This window comes from Providencia sneebia DSM 19967 (genome assembly GCF_000314895.2).
In the GTDB taxonomy this organism is placed as follows: Bacteria; Pseudomonadota; Gammaproteobacteria; order Enterobacterales; family Enterobacteriaceae; genus Providencia; species Providencia sneebia.
In genome coordinates this window covers 1,977,108-1,996,813 of sequence record NZ_CM001773.1, presented here as the reverse complement: position 1 = coordinate 1,996,813, position 19,706 = coordinate 1,977,108, and the positions used below count along the sequence as shown (strand labels likewise).

19 protein-coding genes are annotated in these 19,706 nt (G+C 39.4%); 8 read left to right on the top strand and 11 right to left on the bottom strand.

Features of this window, described 5'->3' with window-relative positions; all coding sequences use genetic code 11:
* Nucleotides 1-122 precede the first annotated feature (122 nt).
* From OO7_RS08220 to OO7_RS08185, 8 genes are all read left to right on the top strand, one after another.
* Entirely contained in the window at nucleotides 123-1,172 is a 1,050-nt protein-coding gene (locus OO7_RS08220) for a 3-deoxy-7-phosphoheptulonate synthase (protein WP_008915488.1), read from the top strand.
* Nucleotides 1,173-1,393: 221 nt separating this feature from the next.
* A complete protein-coding gene (gene hemP / locus OO7_RS08215) occupies nucleotides 1,394-1,579 on the top strand; it encodes a hemin uptake protein HemP (RefSeq protein ID WP_008915487.1) in 186 nt (61 codons plus the stop codon).
* A gap of 369 nt (nucleotides 1,580-1,948) precedes the next feature.
* Nucleotides 1,949-3,931 carry a TonB-dependent hemoglobin/transferrin/lactoferrin family receptor gene (locus tag OO7_RS08210; RefSeq protein ID WP_008915486.1) on the top strand — a complete coding sequence of 661 codons (1,983 nt, stop codon included), beginning with the start codon at nucleotides 1,949-1,951 and terminating at the stop codon, nucleotides 3,929-3,931.
* 26 nt (nucleotides 3,932-3,957) lie between these two features.
* Nucleotides 3,958-5,007: a hemin-degrading factor gene (locus OO7_RS08205; RefSeq protein ID WP_008915485.1), complete on the top strand. Its 1,050-nt coding sequence runs from the start codon at nucleotides 3,958-3,960 to the stop codon at nucleotides 5,005-5,007.
* Between the two features lie 16 nt (nucleotides 5,008-5,023).
* Nucleotides 5,024-5,845 carry a heme/hemin ABC transporter substrate-binding protein gene (locus OO7_RS08200; RefSeq protein ID WP_008915484.1) on the top strand — a complete coding sequence of 274 codons (822 nt, stop codon included), beginning with the start codon at nucleotides 5,024-5,026 and terminating at the stop codon, nucleotides 5,843-5,845.
* Nucleotides 5,842-6,843, top strand: coding sequence for a FecCD family ABC transporter permease (locus OO7_RS08195; RefSeq protein ID WP_008915483.1), 1,002 nt, complete (start codon nucleotides 5,842-5,844; stop codon nucleotides 6,841-6,843). The genes OO7_RS08200 and OO7_RS08195 overlap by 4 nt, the downstream gene beginning before the upstream one ends.
* Nucleotides 6,844-6,846: 3 nt before the next feature.
* The gene (locus OO7_RS08190; RefSeq protein ID WP_008915482.1) at nucleotides 6,847-7,632 is read left to right on the top strand and encodes a heme ABC transporter ATP-binding protein; all 786 of its coding nucleotides are present in this window, start codon (nucleotides 6,847-6,849) and stop codon (nucleotides 7,630-7,632) included.
* A 454-nt stretch (nucleotides 7,633-8,086) separates the two neighbouring features.
* Nucleotides 8,087-8,452: a helix-turn-helix domain-containing protein gene (locus OO7_RS08185; RefSeq protein WP_008915481.1), complete on the top strand. Its 366-nt coding sequence runs from the start codon at nucleotides 8,087-8,089 to the stop codon at nucleotides 8,450-8,452.
* Between the two features lie 118 nt (nucleotides 8,453-8,570).
* Here the strand turns inward: OO7_RS08185 and OO7_RS08180 are convergent, their stop codons facing one another.
* The 11 genes from OO7_RS08180 to btuC all read right to left on the bottom strand — a co-directional run bounded on the left by OO7_RS08180 (nucleotide 8,571) and on the right by btuC (nucleotide 19,639).
* Entirely contained in the window at nucleotides 8,571-9,587 is a 1,017-nt protein-coding gene (locus tag OO7_RS08180) for a lipoate--protein ligase (RefSeq protein WP_008915480.1), read from the bottom strand.
* A 73-nt stretch (nucleotides 9,588-9,660) separates the two neighbouring features.
* Nucleotides 9,661-10,149: a C40 family peptidase gene (locus OO7_RS08175; protein WP_008915479.1), complete on the bottom strand. Its 489-nt coding sequence runs from the start codon at nucleotides 10,147-10,149 to the stop codon at nucleotides 9,661-9,663.
* Nucleotides 10,150-10,283: 134 nt separating this feature from the next.
* Nucleotides 10,284-10,691, bottom strand: a complete 408-nt coding sequence (arnF, locus tag OO7_RS08170; protein ID WP_008915478.1) for a 4-amino-4-deoxy-L-arabinose-phosphoundecaprenol flippase subunit ArnF — start codon at nucleotides 10,689-10,691, stop codon at nucleotides 10,284-10,286.
* Nucleotides 10,688-11,035, bottom strand: coding sequence for a 4-amino-4-deoxy-L-arabinose-phosphoundecaprenol flippase subunit ArnE (gene arnE / locus OO7_RS08165; RefSeq protein WP_008915477.1), 348 nt, complete (start codon nucleotides 11,033-11,035; stop codon nucleotides 10,688-10,690). The genes arnF and arnE overlap by 4 nt, the downstream gene beginning before the upstream one ends.
* Complete coding sequence (gene arnT / locus OO7_RS08160) at nucleotides 11,032-12,690, bottom strand: lipid IV(A) 4-amino-4-deoxy-L-arabinosyltransferase (protein WP_008915476.1); 1,659 nt, start codon at nucleotides 12,688-12,690, stop codon at nucleotides 11,032-11,034. Before arnT ends, arnE begins: the two co-directional genes overlap by 4 nt.
* Nucleotides 12,691-12,696: 6 nt before the next feature.
* Entirely contained in the window at nucleotides 12,697-13,590 is an 894-nt protein-coding gene (gene arnD / locus OO7_RS08155) for a 4-deoxy-4-formamido-L-arabinose-phosphoundecaprenol deformylase (RefSeq protein WP_008915475.1), read from the bottom strand.
* A complete protein-coding gene (gene arnA, locus OO7_RS08150) occupies nucleotides 13,590-15,572 on the bottom strand; it encodes a bifunctional UDP-4-amino-4-deoxy-L-arabinose formyltransferase/UDP-glucuronic acid oxidase ArnA (protein WP_008915474.1) in 1,983 nt (660 codons plus the stop codon). Before arnA ends, arnD begins: the two co-directional genes overlap by 1 nt.
* Nucleotides 15,572-16,564 carry an undecaprenyl-phosphate 4-deoxy-4-formamido-L-arabinose transferase gene (gene arnC, locus OO7_RS08145; RefSeq protein ID WP_008915473.1) on the bottom strand — a complete coding sequence of 331 codons (993 nt, stop codon included), beginning with the start codon at nucleotides 16,562-16,564 and terminating at the stop codon, nucleotides 15,572-15,574. Before arnC ends, arnA begins: the two co-directional genes overlap by 1 nt.
* Nucleotides 16,564-17,709 (bottom strand): UDP-4-amino-4-deoxy-L-arabinose aminotransferase, encoded by a 1,146-nt coding sequence (arnB, locus tag OO7_RS08140; protein ID WP_008915472.1) that lies wholly within the window; start codon nucleotides 17,707-17,709, stop codon nucleotides 16,564-16,566. The genes arnC and arnB overlap by 1 nt, the downstream gene beginning before the upstream one ends.
* A 148-nt stretch (nucleotides 17,710-17,857) precedes the next feature.
* Entirely contained in the window at nucleotides 17,858-18,625 is a 768-nt protein-coding gene (locus tag OO7_RS08135; RefSeq protein WP_008915471.1) for a vitamin B12 ABC transporter ATP-binding protein BtuD, read from the bottom strand.
* A gap of 6 nt (nucleotides 18,626-18,631) precedes the next feature.
* Complete coding sequence (gene btuC / locus OO7_RS08130) at nucleotides 18,632-19,639, bottom strand: vitamin B12 ABC transporter permease BtuC (protein WP_008915470.1); 1,008 nt, start codon at nucleotides 19,637-19,639, stop codon at nucleotides 18,632-18,634.
* Between the last annotated feature and the right edge of the window lie 67 nt (nucleotides 19,640-19,706).

Here is a 19,706-nt window from a genome sequence, read left to right as displayed (position 1 = left end):
CAACCTTTAAGACATTTATTATCCATTCCAATACATTTGTAGTTTGAATTTGCGTCGTTTTCGTTTATTGTGATCTTAATCACTGATAGCGTTCTATCTATATCATGCTTTGAGAAAAAACGATGCAAAAAACCGATGAATTGCGTACTCAGCGAGTGGATAGTTTAATTACACCACAAATACTCGCTGATGAATTTCCTATTTCTGATACCGTTGCAAAAAATGTGACAACGTCACGTAAAAGGATTGAAAAAATATTAGCAGGCCAAGATCCTCGTTTACTGGTTATTATTGGCCCTTGTTCTATCCATGACATTGAAGCCGCTCTTGAATATGCTAATAAACTCAATGTGTTGCGTGAAAAATATCAAGATCGCTTAGAAATCGTCATGCGCACATATTTTGAAAAACCGCGTACAGTTGTTGGCTGGAAAGGTTTAATTTCTGATCCTAATTTAGATAACTCCTGCCAAGTTAATACAGGCATCCGTCTAGCACGTAAATTACTTATTGATGTAAACCAGCTTGGTTTAGCAACAGCAACTGAATTTTTAGATATGGTCACAGGGCAATATATTGCGGACTTAATTAGTTGGGGTGCAATTGGTGCAAGGACGACTGAAAGCCAAATTCACCGCGAAATGGCCTCTGCTCTCTCATGCCCTGTTGGCTTTAAAAATGGAACTGATGGCAATACTCGCATTGCGATTGATGCCATTCGTGCAGCAAGATCGCAACATATGTTCCTATCGCCTGATAAAAATGGCCAAATGACTATATACCAAACAAGTGGTAATCCACATGGCCATATCATTATGCGAGGTGGAAAACAGCCAAACTATTCAGCTGGTGATATTGCAACAGCATGCGATAATCTACGTGAATTTGATTTACCGGAACACTTAGTGGTTGATTTTAGCCATGGAAATTGCCAAAAAATCCACGGTCGTCAACTTGAAGTTGCACGTAATATTGCTGAACAAATTAAAGATGGTTCAACCGCAATTAGTGGCGTGATGGCGGAAAGCTTCTTAGTTGAAGGAACACAAAAAATTGTTTCAGGAAAGCCTCTGAATTATGGTCAATCAATCACCGATCCTTGCTTAGGATGGAGTGATACAGAGCAATTATTAGAAATTCTTGCTCAGGCTGTTGAAAGCCGTTTTAAATAAACTACCCCATCTGGCTCTTTAGTGACTTATTGAAATTAAAGGGCCTTTCTTCTCTTTTATCTATTCAACATAATACGATTATCATTAATTGTTTTTCATTTTTATCCATAAATGACATATTGTCGATATTTTGTCATTCAAATGTAAAAATTTCTTGATGTTACCATTCAAGTTAAAGATAATGATTCTTACTATTAGTTAGATTATCACTTGGATTGGATATGATCGATAACACCACTAAAACAGCCGTTAAAAGCATCGCTGATCCCACAATACAACCCATTAAAGTTGACATTATAGATAGCCATCAACTATTAGGCAGTGATGGTAAGGTCACTATTCAGCATCGCGGTGAAATTTACCAATTGAGGCAAACGCGAGCAGGTAAACTCATTTTGACTAAATAGCTTTTTAACTAAATAGTTTTTCGCTTTCACAAATCAACCTAAATTTTTAGCAAGCCACCCAGATTTCTTATCAAGGCAGCCAGCTTAAATTACCAATTGAAGGGATGGATCCCGTATGGAGTTTAAACTGATGACTGTAACATCCAATATATTTTTAACGATATCCCGCTCCCTGCGTATATACGCTATTTCAGTTCTCTACCAATGACACCTTATAGAAAAAGCACGTCGTAATTTGTTCATTAAAATTACGCTAACTCATTAATAACTAATAAATAAAAATTATTAATTTATTTTCAAGCATATTGAATTAACCCGAAATCAACCTTGAAAATTAACGTGGTTATATTTATGGAGCTATAACTTATTATGACTCATATTTTACGTTTATCTATTCTAACAAGTGCCATTCTTTCTGTGATAACGAGTGCCCATGCGGCAACTGAAAAATCAACAGGCTCTAAAAATCATGATGTCATGACGGTATATGCAACGGGCAATGAAAGAGATAGCTTTGATGCGCCAATGATGGTGACAGTCATTAAAAATGATTCACCAGAAACCCAAACCGCAGGGACAGTAAATGATATTTTACGTAAAGTGCCCGGTATTGGCGTAACAGGTACTGGGCGAGTCAACGGTCAAGATATTTATATGCGTGGTTTTGACCGCAAAGGGATCTTAACACTTGTTGATAATGTTCGTCAGGGAACTGATACCGGCCATGTTAATGGAACCTTCCTTGATCCTGCTCTAATCAAACAAGTTGAAATTATCCGCGGCCCTTCAGCTCTATTATATGGTAGTGGCGCAATGGGTGGGGTAATTGCTTGGGAAACAGTAGATGCTAAAGATCTCTTAAAAGATAACGAAAATAGCGGATTCCGTGTCTTTAGCCAAGCGGCGACGGGGGATCATAGCTTTGGCTTTGGCGGTACAACTTTTGGTCGCACAGAGCAATTTGATGGGTTGTTCAGCTTTGTGACAAAACAAGTCGGGGATATTCGCTTAAGCAATGGCGATGATATGGACAATAAAGAAACTATTTCCAACTTATTGAGTAAGGGAACTTGGCAATTGGATGATAGCCAAAAACTGTCAGGTCAAATCCGTTATTATAATGACAATGCTTACCAACCTAAAAACCCGCAACAAATCGCGGTAAGTAAAGGCAACCAACAAGTCAACCGGACTACTCGCCAACGTGATGCCCAAGCCTCTTATCAATTAAATCCAGAATCTCATGATTGGCTTAACCTCAAAGCAACAACTTACTATTCTGATGTCAACATCACGGCGAAAGGAAATGATGTTGCCTATGAAGGCCGAACACAAAAAACGTATGGCTTGAAACTTGATAATCGTACCCATTTTTATGAATTACCACTTGCAGCTCACAATTTGACCTATGGTGGTGAAACTTATAAGCAAAATCAAAGACCATATGCCGCAACAACGCAATTCCCCAATGCGGATATCACTTTTGCATCAGGCTTTTTGCAAGATGAGATTGCGTTAAAAGACTTACCCGTTTCATTCATTATTGGTACCCGTTATGACCATTATAAGTCGACGGCAAAAGACAAAGACAGTGTTAAAGAAGGGAAATGGTCATCAAAAGGTGCTGTCAGTATCACACCTACTGATTGGTCAATGCTATTTGCTTCCTATTCTGAAGCTTTTCGCGCACCAACAATGATGGAAATGTTTAATGATGAAAGACATTTTCCAGGAAATTATTGGAGACCAAACCCAAACCTAAAGCCTGAATCTGCGAATACAGCTGAATATGGATTTGGCTTACGTTTTGATGACCTATTGATGGCGCGTGATAACTTACAATTCAAAGCAAGTTATTTTGATACCAAAGCCAAAGATTATATCGATACTGATGTTCATATTCGCGAAGGATACACCACCTCAAGCAACGTGAAAGATGCCAAAATTTGGGGGGTTGATGCTTCAATGAACTATAAAAATGACTATTTTAATTGGGATCTTGCTTATAACAAAACAACGGGCAAGAAAGAACATAATGGTAAATCCATCACATCAATAAAACCTGAATCAATAACCAGCAACCTTTCTATTCCTGTTGCGGATAGCGGTTTCGCTATTGGTTGGTTAGGTGAATTTACTCGCCATACTGATTTTAATAAAGCCTCTGGAGCTGAACGCCAAGCTGGCTATGCAGTTCATGATTTTTATGTTAGCTATAAAGGTACAGGTCAATTACAAGGTCTAGGTACAAGTGTCGTTTTAGGTAATGCTTTCGACAAAGAGTACTACTCATCACAAGGTGTCCCTCAAGACGGACGTAATGCCAAGCTACTTGTTAGCTTCCAATGGTAATTTATATTTAATTAAGGAGATATACAGTGAGTTCAACACTTTATGAGCGTTACCAACAAGCTAAAACAGACAATAAAGCAAAATACGCTCGTGATCTGGCAGCTTATCTCAATGTTTCAGAAGGCGAACTTTTGCAAAGTCGTGTTGGTCATGACAAAGCTAAACGACTAAACGTTGATGCCCCTACTCTGCTCAAAGCATTAGCCGCAGTGGGAGAAGTAAAAGCAATTACCCGTAACGAATATGTCGTTCATGAGCAAATTGGTCGCTATGATAATGCAAAATTTAGTGATCACGCAGGATTAATACTAAACCCGCGTGCATTGGATTTAAGAATGTTTTTCTCTCATTGGGGCCCAATTTTTACACTTACTGAAGACGCTAAAAATGGTGAACGCCACAGTATTCAGTTTTTCGATAAGCAAGGTGATGCACTTCATAAAGTTTATACCACTGATAATACAGATATGAACGCATGGAATGCTTTAATTGAAAAATACGCGACATCAGAAAATCCACCACTTGTCATTGAAGCTGCAACACCATTTTCTGAGAAACCAATCAGTGATGAGCTGAAACAACAACTTGAAGAAGAGTGGCGTAACATGACTGATGTTCACCAATTCTTCATCTTATTGAAAAAAAATAACCTCAGCCGCCAGCAAGTTTTCCGCGCTGTCAGTGATGACCTTGCTTGGCAGGTGCCAAATGACTCATTTAATCAATTGGTTAATACTGCATTTAAAGACCAAAATGAGATTATGATTTTTGTAGGCAACCGTGGTTGTGTACAAATTTTTACCGGTGAGTTAAAACGCCTTATGCCATATCAAAGCGAAGGTTCAGACATCAAATGGTTAAATATTTTCAATCCAGATTTTACTCTGCATATGATTGAAAATGGTGTTTCTGAATGCTGGGTAACACGCAAACCAACTCAAGATGGTTTTGTGACGAGCCTTGAAGTCTTCGATAAAGATGGCAATCAAATTGTGCAAATGTATGGTCAACGGACAGAAGGAACACCGGAGCAAGCACAATGGCGTAAACAAGTCATGGAATTACCACATATTTAATCATTAGGGAAATAAGATGAAAAAATGGCTTCTAATAACAGTGACATTGATGCTCACTTTTACTGCACATGCCGCTGAACGCATTATTACATTAGGTGGAGATGTTACTGAGATTGTATTTGAGCTAGGTGCGGGTGAACAACTCGTGGCGCGCGACAGTACCAGTATGCATCCTGAACTAGCTGTAAAATTGCCTGATGTTGGTTATATGCGCATGCTCAATGCTGAAGGTGTACTTTCTCAGCGCCCTACTCTTGTATTGGCCAGTGAGTTAGCTAAACCGTCTATTGCGCTATCGCAAATAGAAAAAAACGGCGTAAAAGTGATCAAAGTAACAGGGAAACAATCCTTAGAAGCCATTCCTGAAAAAATTACCACGATTGCAAAAACTGTTGGCAAAACAGAGCAAGGTAACTTGCTTATTGAACAGTTTAATGAACAACTTGCAAAAGTGGATACCTCACCTCTAGATAAAAAAGTGTTATTTATCATGAGTCATGGTGGTGTACTACCACTTGCTGCTGGTCAACAAACGGCGGCGGATAGCTTAATACGTGCGACCGGAGCTAAAAATGCAATGCAGGGTTTTAATAGCTATCGTCCTCTTTCACAAGAAGGTGTTATTGCAAGCCAGCCCGACCTTATTATTGTCACTCATGAAGGCATTAAATCACTCGGTGGCGAAGAGAAAGTCTGGAAATTACCTGGTATTGCGATGACACCAGCGGCAAAAAATAAAGCACTTCTTGTTGTTGATGATATGGGCATGCTTGGTTTTAGTTTAGGCACACCAACCGTCATGAAACAAATGCGCGAGGCGTTAGAGAAGTCTCAATGAATCGAATTAAACACCCCTTATTAGCAGTCATCATTCTATTAGGGGCTTTGGTTGCTATTGCAATGTTCGCCTCAAATATGGGCGCAATGAATGTCTCATTTAAAACTCTGTGGCAGGCACCTGCCACAGATCCCGTCTGGCAAATTTGGCTTAATATTCGTCTTCCCAGAGTCCTGCTGGCAATTTTAGTTGGTTTAGCACTGGCTGTTTCGGGGGCAATTATGCAAGGGCTATTTCGCAATCCGCTTGCAGACCCAAGCTTACTGGGTATTAGCAGTGGCGCCGCACTTTGCGTTGCCGCCTTTATTGTTTTTTCTTTATCTCTACCTGCTGTCCTACTCAATTATGGTCATATTGCTGCGGCATTTGTCGGTAGCTTATTAGTCTCTATTATTATTTTTACGCTTAACCGCTATTCGAATGGTAATTTAGCGCGCTTACTCCTTGCAGGGATTGCAATCAATGCGCTCTGTATGTCCTTTATTGGTGTTTTAAGCTATGTCAGTGATGATCAACAATTACGTACCTTCAGTTTATGGATGATGGGAACGCTCTCAAGTGTGGATTGGACATCATTAACCATTGCCGCAAGTGTGATTTTACCAACCTGTTTTATTTGCCTATGGCAAGGCAACAAACTCAATTTATTACAACTTGGTGATGAAGATGCCCATTACCTTGGGCTACACGTTCAACTTACAAAATTTATTTTACTCTTTTTGAGTGCGTTACTCGTGGGTTGCGCTGTTGCTATGAGTGGCGTTATTGGGTTTATTGGTTTAGTGGTTCCCCATTTAATACGAATGACGCTTGGCCCTGACCACCGTTGGTTAATCCCGGGATCTGCCATTGTCGGCGCTGCTCTTCTTCTTATTGCGGACACAATTGCTCGCACCGCAGTTTCACCGGCAGAAATACCAGTTGGTCTACTTACCGGCCTTATTGGTGGACCTTATTTCTTATGGCTTATATTACGTCAGCCTGTCGGGAGAGCATAATTCATGGAAAGACAAAACCTCCTTGAAGCCCACAATTTAAGCTTTCAAGTTGCTAATAAATTGTTGATAGATGACATCTCACTGTCAATTAATCAAAATGAAATGGTCGTCATTATTGGCCCTAATGGTGCTGGTAAATCCAGTTTATTAAAATTGTTAACAGGTTACACGCAGCCAACTCAAGGAAAATGTTTACTTGAAGGTATAGCACTTGATCAATGGCCACATAATGATTTAGCAAAAAAAAGAGCTGTAATGAAGCAACAACATAGCTTGTCGTTTGCATTTACAGTCGAAGATATTGTTGCTATGGGACGTAGTCCTTATGGTTCAGAATATAAGCAAGAAGCCATTGAAGAAGCACTAACACAAACGGATTGCCAAGAACTTCGCCACCGTGATTTTCGTCAGTTATCAGGGGGGGAGCAACAACGTGTTCAACTTGCTAGAGTATTAGCCCAAGTATGGCAACCAAAACGCAGCCCTGCTTGTTTGTTTCTTGATGAACCTACCTCTGCGCTTGACCTTTACCACCAACAACACAGTTTACGGTTATTGCATCAATTGACACGAGAACATCCCTATGGAGTTTGTTGCGTATTACATGACCTAAACCTTACCGCTCTTTATGCTGATCGAGTATATTTAATCCACCAAGGTAAATTAGTTGCCACAGGAACGCCCAAAGAAGTTCTTAATGCATCAAATTTAACCCGTTGGTATAAAGCAGATTTAGGTGTTATATCCCATCCTGAAATAGCAACCCCCCACGTTTATCTTCGCCGTTAATTTTTTCCACTGTTTCTTGAGCTTTCCCACATAAGAAACAGTGGATGATCTGCCCATTATTATGGGTTTTATAAGCCAAACCCTCATTAATTGATAATATATTTTAAACTTATGCGCAATAATTAAGCTTAAGTAACTTTCAATATCTCACTTGACTCATTAATTAGAACGATATCATCAAAAAAATTGATGATAAATTACGATTAATTATGCAATTAAACAATAATTGCGTATAAAAAAATAATTTATTGATAATTAATAGATAATTACATACACTCTTGTATGTAATGAATATAACTTCATCACATTTCCCTATCAAAGCAATCATTAATACCAATTAAAAAAAGCACGTTATGCCTATCGATATATCGGAAAAATAGCAAAAATGGATACTAATTTCTTTTGTTATTATTTGGTATTAATAAACAATAACCCATCGTAGTGGGAGGTATATATGTCAGAGAGCGTAGTTAACGATATTATTAAATGGCTGGAAGGTCAGTTACAGCGCAATGAAGGGATCAAAATTGACACTATTGCGAATAAAAGTGGTTATTCCAAATGGCACTTACAGCGTGTATTCAAAGAGATGAAAGGATGCACATTAGGTGAATATGTGCGCAAACGTCGTTTGCTAGAAGCTGCTAAATCATTACGTGATGGCAACTTGCCTATTTTAGATATTGCTCTGCAATATGGTTTTAGCTCACAAGCAACATTTACACGTATTTTTAAAAAGCACTTTAATATCACGCCTGCAAAATTCCGCCAAAATGGACAAATGCCAGAATGTAAAACATTCATGTCATGTAACTGCTAATAAGCAATAGCGTTCTGAAAACCAAGCCTTTGTTGCTTATCTTCATTTTAAAAGCATTATAGTTTACGTAGAGCCGGTTATACCGGCTCCAAGCTTTTTATTTTAATGAGTTAGATGACTAACTTAATTCATGAACTAACCAATTTTCTAAATCCACTAGCTGTTCTTTAAGTTCAGGCCATAATGGATGCATCTTCCGAATGAGCTGATGTATTGTTTCCACCTGATAAGGCTGGTCTATCAGCTGCTGACTCAGCCACTCTAACGGCGATGGATCTAAGCTGTCAGTAAAAAACTGGCAACGCTTAACCATGCCTTTTTCAATATCAAAATGGAACTCAATGCCGCCCCATGGGAAGCGAGTATCACTTAAATGAGTAAATGCTGGCGCTTGCCCAAAATTCCATTCCCAGCTGCTTTGTTTAGCAAATGTCTGTTCGAAATTAGGAAGGTCAGGTAATTTATCCGGTGAAATAAATTCTGCATCCACCTTCTCACCATAATAATTAAAAAAGCTTTCTATGATGCCTTCACAAACTTTTTCATGGCTAATATCAGTCACCAATTCGCACAAATTTGTCACGCGAGATCGCACTGATGTTATCCCTTTTGCCTGTAATTTTTTTGGATCTGGATTCAAATAGTCCGCTAACCGGCTCAGCTCAGAATTAATTAATAACGTACCATGATGAAAACCACGATCACGCGTTTCGCGGTATGCTGAACCGGAAATTTTACGCGGCCCATCACTGGTATTTAATACCAAATCATTACGACCCGAAACCTCTGCATGAATACCAACTAACGCCAAGCCATCGACAATAATTTTAGTTGATATCGTTTTATCATATTCAGGTTTTCCCGCCATAAAGGTAAAGCAGGTATTACCTAAATCATGGAATACTGCCCCGCCACCACTGCTTCGACGCGCTAACCGAACTCCATCCTCTTCCATCCGGCGGGTGTTACACTCTTTCCATGGATTCTGGGCACGGCCGATAACCACAGTATCTGCATTGCGCCATAAAAACATAACCCGTTGGTCAGGAGACATTTGACGAAATATGGTCTCTTCCACCGCTAAATTAAACCATGGATCATAAGATTCTGAGATAAGTAAACGTAAGCGAGACATGAGGTTACCTTAAAAGCAAAAGTTGCTTCTAAGATAACATAATTACAGAGGAATTGAGGAAACTTCTGTCAAATCAAATGCGGCGTGCCTGCCAAAATACTTTTTTCCAATAAACATTATCCATAGATGAACGAATAACGCCTTTACTGGTGGATGCATGAATAAATGAATTATCAGTATCGTAAATACCAACATGCAAACCATTTTCACCGCCACCCGTTTTAAAGAAAACCAAATCACCGGGCATGAGATCAGATTTATCAATACGCGTACCTAACCGCGTTTGGTCAATCGTTTGTCGCGGTAATTGGATAGCAAAACGGTCATTAAATGTGCGATAGACAAATCCGGAGCAATCAATACCATTAAAACTCATACCACCATAGTTATACGGGGTTCCATACCACTGCTGTAATTGGTCTTTCAACTGAGCAATTGTCATTATGGGATCAGACAATTGTGTCTTCAGTGCTGGCGGCGGTGTTCTTTTTACGGATGTCGATGAACAGCCCGCTAATATCAATAAGAGCAATAATGGTAGATGTTGCCATTTAATTATCATATTGCACCTTCCGATCTGTTAACCTTTTTGTGTTTATTTTTACAACTATTTATTACATTAAACAATACAATATGGCGTTCTTTTTAAGGAATGACCACCTAAATATACGTTTTGCACTGCAAGATCACGCTAACTTACTCTACTTTATCTATTTTCTCTTTGCTTGGCCTACTGATTAGCCAAACACCAAGTAAAATAAAAATGATCCCACATGCCTTCAATCCCGTAGCTGGCTCATTAAACCACGGCAAAATTACCGCTAGTAAATAAACAAATACATAGCTTAGGCTAATAAGCGGATAAGCCTTATTAAGCGGAATGCTTTTTAAGGCAAATAACCAACACAACATAGATAATGCGTAGCATACCAACCCAATAAAAACGATACCAATACTGACAATATTAGTGAGTAACCAGTCAAGTTGTAACCAGTGCCAGCCTAATATAAATGAAGGCAGACCTACTACACCAGCCTTTAGACTTAATTGAGCGATGGTCACTAGCAATGCGCTGCCAAGTACCCACAGATAACCTTTATTCATCCACTGATACTCATCAAAAAAATACCGAACATAATTGCAATTACGCCAAGCCAGTGATTAAGGCCTGTCTTTTCATGGTAAACAAATTGTCCAATTAAGGTCACTAATACAAAGTTAATGCTTAACATTGGATAAGCAATGCTTAGTGGCATGCTTTCAAGTAATTTCAGCCAAAATAGCATCCCAAAACCCAGCATTATTAAGGCTAAAACTAACCAACGAATAGACAATGATTTTTTATTAGCTTTGTTACCTTGCCAGCTTACTACAGCTTGTTTCTGGGCAATTTGCCCAGCACAAGTGAGTACGCTAACTAACAATAATAGTAATAATTGGCTTATCATTGTTTGTAATAAACCATAATAGCCATGCGTGAATTGCTGATCACTTCATCTGGTTTAGGTACATCTGGGTGTTCTTCTTTCCTACCAAGCAAAAATACCACGGTCACTTGGCCTTTTTGACGCGCTTTTTCCAGCCAAGCCGCAAACTGATCAGGTTTAACTAAACGATGTTGACTGTCAGGATATTCCAAACCATAAGTTAATTCACCACTACTATTGTATAAGTAGATATCTGAATTTTGTGTTTCCCACGCTAAGCCAGCAGCAACACCGACATTATTCGCCATGATATAACGGCTATTCATTAGCAAATCATGATTTTGATGAATGAAATTTTGAGGTAATTTAGAATCAATGGTGTTATTTGGTAACGCGCTACCAATGCACAAACTAATCGCCAATGAACATGATGCTGCCCATAGCCAGTATTTCGCATTTAGAACTGTACTCAAATAGCCAATAATTGCCCAAATAGAAAATGCCACAACACCAAGCACCATTTTTGACCATTCATCCGCTTCATATAATGGCCGTTTAATAACGGTACTCACAACAATAACGGCAATCGCAGCGACCACCCCGAGCACAATATTAATGATACCATTGGCTTTTAAGGCTTTCATTTTGCCATTGCGTACGCAATCAACACCATATTTTGCCATCAATAACGCTAATGGTGCCATAAATGGCAACATATAGGTGGGTAATTTACCGCGAGAAATACTGAAAAAGATAACGGGAACAATAAACCAACACAGCAAAAAGAACATATCTGGATTAGATTTACGTTCTGTCCAACCTTTTTTTATCGCGCCAGGTAATAAACCAGCCCATGGAATGCAACCTAGTACAATAATGGGGATGTAATACCAAAATGGCGCTACATGCTGCGCATCTTCAGCTGTAAAGCGTTTAATGTGTTCTATCCAAAAGAAGTAGTGCCAATAATCAGGCTCTTGCTTTGCAATTGCCAACGCCCAAGGCAAACTAATAAGAACTGCTGTGATGATTGCTAATGGCCCAAACTTGAGCATTTCGACAAAGCGCTTTTGATATAATGTCACAGGGAGCATAACAATCACTGGGATCGCTAAGGCCAAAAAGCCCTTAGTCATAAAAGCCATCCCACATGCTAAACCTAAGCACCCCCACGCTATAATTTTGTTTCTATTTCCTCGTGCTTTCATTGCCCAAAGGCAACAATACATACTTGCCACTATCCACAAAGACAACATGGGGTCGAGGACGCTGTATGTTCCAACAGCAAAAACCAAAAACATAGAGATATAAATAAGGCTTGCAACGTAAGCAACATGGCCATTACGCCACATCATTTTTGCCATACGATAAACGAGCAAAGCACTAAGTAGAATACAGAATACTGACCCGAAACGGACAGCAAAGTTAGTTTCACCAAAAATCATTTGGCTTATATTGTTTATCCAATACCCCGCAACTGGCTTTTCAAAATAGCGCGTATCCAGCATGTAAGGTACAATCCAATCACCACGCTGTAACATTTCACGACTAATTTCTGCATAGCGTGTTTCATCTGGTTGCCAAAGCAAACGGCTGTTCAGCGGTAATAGGTAAGTTAAGATAAAAAAAAGAGCCAGCAGAGAGGCTCCTACTTTGCTCGCTCGGTTATTCAACATGCTGTGTTATTCCTCTTCTTGGCAGCCAAGCCAGCCTTCGCGTCCAGGGAATGGTGCTCTAACCACTCTTCCCTTTGGTAATGTGGCGATATCATCTGGCAATAAATCACTCAAAGTGCAAAATTGAATTTCTTCCTTCGCAACCCGTTCTAATAATTGGGTAAATTGTGCTGCTTTTGACATACCTTCAACTTCGGTATGTATAGTATAAACTGGAACACCTTGATCATCTTTTATGGCTTGTAAGATAAAATCATTAAAAGCCTCATCTGTCACCACAGTGCCAACAACTTCATCATAGGTTGGTAAAGTAACAGGAATTTGCACAGTACCTAATGAACCATCACGCATAATAGGTCTAAATGGGTATTTTCCACGGCAATCACTATTATAGCTAAAACCAAATTTTTGTTTAGCTTCAAGTACACGCTCATCACCACGCCAGCCTGCCACCGCAGAACACGTTACAGGATGACCCGTTGCTTGTTGTAAAGCATCAACCCCTAATTTAATTTGCTGGGTTAATTCAGCCTCACTCCATTTTGCAACTTTTGCCTGCCAACCTTGATGATCCCATGCATGAAGCCCTACCTCATGACCCGCTTCTAAAGTTTGCTTCATAAGATAACCTAAATCTTTAGCGATTTTTTTACCCGGCCATGCCGTGCCCGCTAATAGAATATCAAGGCCATAAAGTGAAGCTGCATTTGATCTCAGCATTTTCCACAGGAATTTAGGACGCAAAAGGCGCCATAAATGGCGCCCCATATTATCGGGTCCTACACTGAAGAAGAAGCTGGCCTGAATATTATACTCATTAAGAACTTTGAGTAATTGTGGTACACCTTCTAATGTGCCGCGATAGGTATCCACATCAATTCTCAAACCAACTTTTTTCATTATTTTTTACCCAACTCTTCCACTGCACCCTGTAAGAAGAAACCTAATGTTTCCTCAACAGTATCTTTCATATCAATGGTTGGAGTCCAGTCAAGCAGGCGGCGCGCATTTTCAATGCTTGGTTTACGATGTTCAACATCTTGATAACCTTTACCGTAGTAGCTGCTGCTTTCTATTTCACGGAAACCTGCAAATGGAGGGAAATTCCCACGCAGAGGGTGATTTTCAAAGCACTCAAGCAGCATTTCAGCTAACTGACGAATACTTGCTTCGTTTGTTGGGTTACCAATATTGATGATCTGACCATCACATTTTCCATCTTTGTTCTCAATGATACGGAATAGTGCTTCAATACCATCTTTAATGTCAGTGAAACAACGTTTTTGTTCACCACCATCAACCAATTTAATTGGCGAACCTTCAACCAAGTTAAGGATTAACTGAGTAATAGCACGAGAACTACCAATACGTGCTGAGTTCAAGCTATCTAAACGTGGTCCCATCCAGTTAAATGGACGGAATAGTGTAAATTTCAGACCTTCTTTCGCGCCATAAGCCCAAATGACTCGGTCAAGCAGCTGTTTAGAGACAGAGTAGATCCAACGTTGTTTATTGATTGGGCCAACGATAAGACGAGATTCATCTTCATCGAACTCTTTATCATCACACATACCATAAACTTCTGAAGTTGATGGGAAAATGATACGTTTGTTGTATTTTGCACAATAACGAACAATTTTCAGGTTTTCTTCAAAGTCTAGTTCAAATACACGTAATGGATTACGGGTATATTCGATTGGTGTTGCAATCGCAACTAATGGCAAGATCACATCACATTTTTTGATGTGGTACTCAATCCATTCTGTGTGAATGCTGACGTCACCTTCAATAAAGTGGAAACGTGGGTTACCAATGAAACGGTCAATTGCTGAAGAGCTGATATCCATACCATAAATATCATAATCGTCATCTTGCAATAAACGTTCAGTCAAGTGGTTACCAATGAAACCATTAACACCTAAAATTAATACGCGTTTACGGCGTTTGATATGCGCAGTTGGTTTTGGTCCAACACGGACATCAACAACCATGCCCATTTCATTTGCAAGGCGGTTACCTTGCATATAAAGGCCTGACTCACTTTGGCCACTAACAACTTCGATTGCACCTTCACCACATGCAATACGCAGAGGATCACTTGATAGTACAGTTCCTGGGCGTTTACCTTGATTATCATCAAGTACGCGAGCACGCCAGATGATCATTTTGCGCTCACCTAAATAAGTGAAAGCACCTGGGTATGGTTCAGTCACAGCACGAATTAGGCAATCAACTTCTTTTGCTGATTTTTCCCAATGAATTAAACCATCTTGTGCTGTACGGCGACCAAAATAGCTAGCTTGGCTTTCATCTTGCGGAACTGATTTATAGTTACCAGACTCAATTAATGGTAGTGTTTTATCTAATAATTCTTCAGCTGCTTTACGAATTTTTTCGTGTAAAGTCAAAGCAGTATCAGTATTTGTGATCTCAACTTTTTCTTGAGCAATAATGTCGCCAGCATCTGCTTTTGCAACCATTTTGTGCAAAGTTACGCCTGTTTCAGTTTCGCCATTTAACAATGCCCAATTGATAGGCGCACGACCACGATATTTAGGCAATAAAGAACCATGTAAGTTAAATGCACCTTTTGGAGCCAATTTAAGTAATTCTTCACTCAACATATCGCGATAATAGAATGAAAAAATAACGTCTGGTTTCAGCTCACGAATGCGCTCAATCCACAGAGGATGGTTAACATCTTCTGGTGCGTAAACAGGAAGTTCCATGTCTGCGCTGACGCGTGCGACTGAGGAATAAAAGTGGTTTTCATTAGGATCATCAGTATGAGTAAATACTGCCTGAATATCGAAACCTGCTTTCTTAAGTGCTTTTAGTCCTACGCAGCCAATATCATGATAGGCAAAAACAATAGCTTTCATTAGTTCTCTTCCTGATTTTTGTCGGTTTTAAGATCTGCACCAACGACTTTTTGAATAAAATAACGTGGTCTCGCGCGCACATCATTGTAGATCCTGCCAATATATTCACCTAGCAGCCCCATAGCAACAAACTGTGCACCGATAAACATAAAGAGTATTGCAAACAAGGTGAATACGCCATCTGCCGCCCAAGTTGCACCAAAAACTAGGCGTAAAACAATCAGTAACACGGCTAATAAAAAACCACCTGCTGCAATAACACTGCCCACTACACTTAACAAACGCAATGGTGCCGTTGTTAAGCAAGTCAGTAGGTCATACATTAAATTAATCAGCTTCATAAAGCTGTATTTAGAATCGCCATACTCACGTTCAGCATGCGCTACATCAATTTCGATCGTTCTACGTGCAAAAGTATTCGCCAGAATTGGAATAAAAGTACTTCTTTCATGGCACTGCAACATTGCCTGAATAATATGGCGACGGTAAGCGCGTAGCATGCAACCATAATCACCCATAGAGCGGCCTGTTGCTTTCGTGATCATCGCATTAATCATTTTAGAGGCTGTTTTGCGGAACCAAGAATCTTGGCGATTAGCACGACGAGTACCGACAACATCATAGCCTTCAGCTGCTGTCTGCACTAAACGAGGGATCTCTTCTGGAGGATTCTGTAAATCAGCATCCAAAGTAATCACTAAATCACCGTCTGCTTGATTAAATCCAGCCATAATTGCAGAGTGCTGTCCATAATTACGATTTAAAATAATCGCAATAACATGGTTATCTGGGTTTTCAGCTGCTTCAGTCAACATTTTAGCTGAACGGTCGCTACTACCATCATCAACTAAGATCAGCTCATAAGATTGAGTAAGTTGCTTACATGCTTTAATAGTACGCTCTAATAACTGAGGTAGACTTTGCTCTTCATTATAAACAGGGATTACAACAGAGACTTTTTTAATCTCTTCAAATTCATCTACAAATGACACTATTTTGACTCCAAAAGGATTTCATTTATTGCTTTTACCACTCGATCAACATCTTCATTAGACATATCAGGGAAAAGAGGCAGTGAGCAAAGTGTTGCCGTGTTCCATTCTGACTCGACCAGCGAAAGTTCAGGGTATTTTTCACGGTAATATTTTTGAGTATGGGCCGCTCTAAAATGTAAACCTGTCCCGATATTATGCTCTTTCAATTTTTCCATGAAAGTATCTCTATCGATGCCACAAGCATCTTTATCAACACGCACCATAAATAAATGATTGGCATGTAAATGCGGATAATCAGGAATGGATAACATTTGTAAAGGAGAACCTTTTAATGCTTCGCGATAACGTTCCACTAACTCTGCGCGACGCTGATTTAACTCTTCAACGCGCGATAACTGAACAACAGCAATAGCAGCATGTATATCAGATAAATTATATTTGAATCCTGGTTCAACAACTTCAGCTTGCGGTTTTCTGCCTTGCATTTGTCTGTCAAAAGCATCAACACCCAAACCATGAAACTTTAATGTTCTAACGCGTTGCGCTAATTCATCATTATCAGTAACAACTAACCCGCCTTCAGCACAAGTCACATTTTTAATGGCATGGAATGAAAAGATGGCCGTGCCATGTTCCCCGATCCATTCATTTTTATAACGCGTACCCACAGCATGCGCTGCGTCTTCAATTAAAAAGACATCTGCTTTACGGGCAATTTCGCGTAAGGCATCAAGGTCGCAAGGTGCGCCAGCATAATGAACCGGAATAATTGCCTTCGTCCTTTCTGTCAGTGCTTGTTTTACCGCTTCAGGTTGGATCATAAGTGTATCGCGATCAACATCAATCATCACCGGAGTCGCGCCCAATAATTCAATCATATTGATTGTTGAGACCCATGTTTGTGAAGGCGTGATCACTTCATCGCCAGGCCCTATGCCTAGCGCCATTAGGACGACGTGCATACCTGCGGTTGCTGAAGCAAGTGCTATGGCATGTTTACAACCATAACGTCTGCAAAAATCCTCTTCTAATTGATGATTCTGAGGCCCAGTGGTTATCCAGCCTGAACGTAGAACTTTTTCTACGGCTTTAACCTCTTCATCACCGATAGCCGGTTTTGAAAACGGAAGGAAATTGCTCATATAGTTTATAGCCTACTTTTATTAGGAATTACTCATTTTATTGGGAATAGCGTATTCTAGTCAAAATTACTTTAACCGAACATCAACACCGGAAAATTATTTTTATCTGTAAAGTGCAATTAAACCAGTAATTAGAACAAGTTTTTGGTTAATCGTCAAAGTTAATTACCTGCCAAGACTTATTTTCACCTACTTTATGCAAACGGAGATTACCCGCAAATAATACCGATAAATTAGTTTCCGTCATCACATTTTCAGGTGTACCAGAAAAAATTATTTCCCCTTTTTTCATCATCCAGACTCGACTTGCAAATTGATATGAATGACTTAGATTATGGCCGCTTATTATAACCGTTCCACCCTGATGACAAAAATATTTTACCCATTTATCGACTTTAGATTGCTGAATAATATCTAGGTTGTTCATTGGTTCATCAAGTAGGATAAATTTTCCACATAAATTAGCGTCATTCCATACCTGCAAAAAAATCGCAATAATTCTCACTCGCTGCCATTCACCGCCAGAAAGTTGCATGATGGGTTTGAGCAATAAAGATCCCAGTTGAAAATCTTGACATAATTCCGTAAATAAAGACGCTTGATATTTATTTTGAGACTGAAAAAGTGCTAAATATTGAAAAACTTTTAAAATAGGTTGTACTGAAATTTGTTGGGGAAAATAAGCGCGAATTTGACTTAATTCTTTTGCACTATATTGATGAATATTTTTATGATGAATAAGCAATTTTCCCGTTGATTGTTGAAAACCACTCATTACCGATAATAAAGTACTTTTCCCTGCGCCATTAGCCCCGAGTAAATGAATTTGTTCTCCAGAATAGACTAATTCATTTATATTCAATAAACGATCATCTACAAAAAGCTGCTGCATTTCTATGATTTGCTGTTTAGTCATATTAAATTAGCGCCATTGTTGATTGCGAGCGAGGAGCCAGATAAAAATGGGTGCACCTAATGTTGCCGTAATAACACCAATCGGAATTTCTGCATGTGCGATTAAAATTCGGGACAGAATATCTGCTAAAAGTAACCCACCAGCACCCGCTAATGCACATCCTGGTAACAACCATTTATTATCAGTCAGACCCGATAATCGCAAAATATGGGGGATAACTAAACCAACAAAGCTAATGGCACCTGCAATCGCAACACTTAAACCAATTAATATGCCAGTGACAATAATAAGCGCTAGCCGCCATTTATAATGCGAAAAACCTAATTGATAAGCTTGCAGTGAACCAAGTGATAAATAATTTAAGGCTGTTCCTTGACACATTGCCCATAATAGAAATGGAACACAGGTAATCACCAAACCTAATTGACGCATGTCGATACCGCTAAAACTCCCCATCATCCAATACAGGAGTTGGCGTAAATCCAAACTGCTGCTCATATAGACCATCCATGTCATTAATGCGCCACATATTACACCTAATGCCACCCCAACTAATAATAAGCTCGCATTATTAAATCGCTTTTTCCGTGCGAAAAAGAGCAAAATAAAAGTCAGCAGCAAAGCACCAATCACAGCACCAAGACTGATAAGCCAATATTGAGTTATCCCATTCGATAATAAAATGATAAAAACAACAGCAACCCCAGCTCCATTACTAATACCTAATAAGCCTGGCTCAGCAAGTGGATTTTCAAATAGAGCTTGCATAATAGCGCCCGTCACAGCAAGGGCAGCACCAATAACTATCACAGCTAATAAACGCGGGAACCGTATTTGCCAAACAAAAAGTTGAGCCGTTTCACTGAACCATTGGTTAGGCCATAACCAAACCTCCCCCGCACTTAATGAAAATATGGAGATAATAAATAGAGCAACAGCAAGTAAAGCTAGTAACCTGATATCTATTTGTTTTTGTTTGGTTTGTAGATATTCAATTTTATTTTGACTATTCATTTTCTAATATAATTAACGCATATATAAAAAAACGACACACAAATTAATATAACGAGTGGTCTCTCCA

Coding starts and splice junctions, on each gene's coding strand:
- OO7_RS08220 (WP_008915488.1), top strand. CDS start 123: ATGCAAAAAACCGATGAATTGCGTACTCAGCGAGTGGATAGTTTAATT.
- hemP (WP_008915487.1), top strand. CDS start 1,394: ATGATCGATAACACCACTAAAACAGCCGTTAAAAGCATCGCTGATCCC.
- OO7_RS08210 (WP_008915486.1), top strand. CDS start 1,949: ATGACTCATATTTTACGTTTATCTATTCTAACAAGTGCCATTCTTTCT.
- OO7_RS08200 (WP_008915484.1), top strand. CDS start 5,024: ATGAAAAAATGGCTTCTAATAACAGTGACATTGATGCTCACTTTTACT.
- OO7_RS08195 (WP_008915483.1), top strand. CDS start 5,842: ATGAATCGAATTAAACACCCCTTATTAGCAGTCATCATTCTATTAGGG.
- OO7_RS08190 (WP_008915482.1), top strand. CDS start 6,847: ATGGAAAGACAAAACCTCCTTGAAGCCCACAATTTAAGCTTTCAAGTT.
- OO7_RS08185 (WP_008915481.1), top strand. CDS start 8,087: ATGTCAGAGAGCGTAGTTAACGATATTATTAAATGGCTGGAAGGTCAG.
- OO7_RS08180 (WP_008915480.1), bottom strand. CDS start 9,587: ATGTCTCGCTTACGTTTACTTATCTCAGAATCTTATGATCCATGGTTT.
- OO7_RS08175 (WP_008915479.1), bottom strand. CDS start 10,149: ATGATAATTAAATGGCAACATCTACCATTATTGCTCTTATTGATATTA.
- arnF (WP_008915478.1), bottom strand. CDS start 10,691: ATGAATAAAGGTTATCTGTGGGTACTTGGCAGCGCATTGCTAGTGACC.
- arnE (WP_008915477.1), bottom strand. CDS start 11,035: ATGATAAGCCAATTATTACTATTATTGTTAGTTAGCGTACTCACTTGT.
- arnT (WP_008915476.1), bottom strand. CDS start 12,690: ATGTTGAATAACCGAGCGAGCAAAGTAGGAGCCTCTCTGCTGGCTCTT.
- arnD (WP_008915475.1), bottom strand. CDS start 13,590: ATGAAAAAAGTTGGTTTGAGAATTGATGTGGATACCTATCGCGGCACA.
- arnA (WP_008915474.1), bottom strand. CDS start 15,572: ATGAAAGCTATTGTTTTTGCCTATCATGATATTGGCTGCGTAGGACTA.
- arnB (WP_008915472.1), bottom strand. CDS start 17,709: ATGAGCAATTTCCTTCCGTTTTCAAAACCGGCTATCGGTGATGAAGAG.
- OO7_RS08135 (WP_008915471.1), bottom strand. CDS start 18,625: ATGACTAAACAGCAAATCATAGAAATGCAGCAGCTTTTTGTAGATGAT.
- btuC (WP_008915470.1), bottom strand. CDS start 19,639: ATGAATAGTCAAAATAAAATTGAATATCTACAAACCAAACAAAAACAA.